Here is a 1,288-nt window from a genome sequence, read left to right on the forward strand (position 1 = left end):
TGGTATTATCCCCTATAGGTAGACAGTAAAAAAAGAGTCCATCTGATATGATGGACTCAATACTGTTTTATCTGGAGGGGATTTTTTTATGGCAAGAAAAGGACAATCATTTCAAAAATATACAGAAGAACTAAAGCGAGAAGCAGTTCGTCTTCGATTAGAAGAGAGAAAATCATTGCGAGAAATTCGTGAACAACTCGGTGTGAAGAGCGATGCCCAGATTATTGAGTGGGTAAAACGTGCGCAACAGGGGGAGTCCTTTGATGATCAACGTGGTGTCTGGAATCGAAAGAATTTTAATAGTCTAGAAGAAGAAAATGCTTATTTGAAGGCACAGGTTGAGTATTTAAAAAAGCGCAATCCAAATCTACATGGGAAGGAATGGTCCTAAAGAAAGAACGATTTTCTCTTATCGATTTATTACGCCAAGCCTATCCACTCCGATGGTTGCTTCAAATCGCGGAAGTTTCTAAGGCTGGCTACTATAAATGGCGGAAATATCATAACGTGCAGCGTTTACGTCAGAAAAGGGATAGGTGGCATAAAGAACATATTTTATCTATTCATCGTCAGCACCCTTACTATGGGTATAAACGTATGACTCGTGCTTTGGCTCGAGAAGGAATGGTAATGAATCATAAACGTGTTCGTCGTCTTATGAGAGAGCTGGGTATTCAATCTATCATTCGAAAAAAACGTCCGTTTTATGGAAGAAAAACATCTGTGGTATTTAAAAATCATTTGAATCGAGAGTTTCAAGCTGAAAAGCAAAACCAAAAATTCGTAACAGATATTACTTATGTACGAATCGGAGAACAATTTGCCTATTTGTCAGCTGTGTTAGATCTATACAACAATGAAATTGTTGCCTGGAAGCTATCTTCAAGAAATGATTTAGATTTGGTTTTAACTACATTACGTCAATTAGAAGGGAAGTCATTAACTACTAAGCCCCTTTTCCATTCAGATCAAGGGTTTCAATATACATCTAAATCCTACGCAAAACAGTTAGAGAAATTAGGATTTGTCGGTAGTCATTCTAGACGTGGAAACTGTTTTGATAATGCGTGTATCGAATCATTCTTCTCACATTTAAAAACAGAGAAGTTGTATTTAGTGCGCCCAAAAACATATGAAATGGCCTACCGAGCAATTCAAGAATATATTCAGTTTTATAATACAGAAAGATTCCAAGAAAAACTTCACGGCCTTTCCCCGATAGAATATCGGGAAAAGGCCGTGGCATAATACTCTTTTTATTACTGTCTACTTGACAGGGAGATGACCA

Annotated in this window: 1 protein-coding gene; it reads left to right on the forward strand. The window is 37.3% G+C overall.

All coding sequences use genetic code 11. From position 1 onward, the window contains the following. The first annotated feature begins 88 nt into the window (after positions 1–88). A protein-coding gene (locus ACTFRH_RS30850; protein ID WP_440048912.1) for an IS3-like element ISBth8 family transposase occupies positions 89–1,248 on the forward strand; the annotation gives its coding sequence in 2 pieces (ribosomal slippage) (positions 89–347 and positions 347–1,248; 1,161 coding nt in all). The last annotated feature ends 40 nt before the right edge of the window (positions 1,249–1,288 follow it).

Origin of the sequence: Bacillus cereus group sp. MYBK216-1, assembly GCF_051916495.1 — a bacterium.
In the GTDB taxonomy this organism is placed as follows: Bacteria; Bacillota; Bacilli; order Bacillales; family Bacillaceae_G; genus Bacillus_A; species Bacillus_A thuringiensis_K.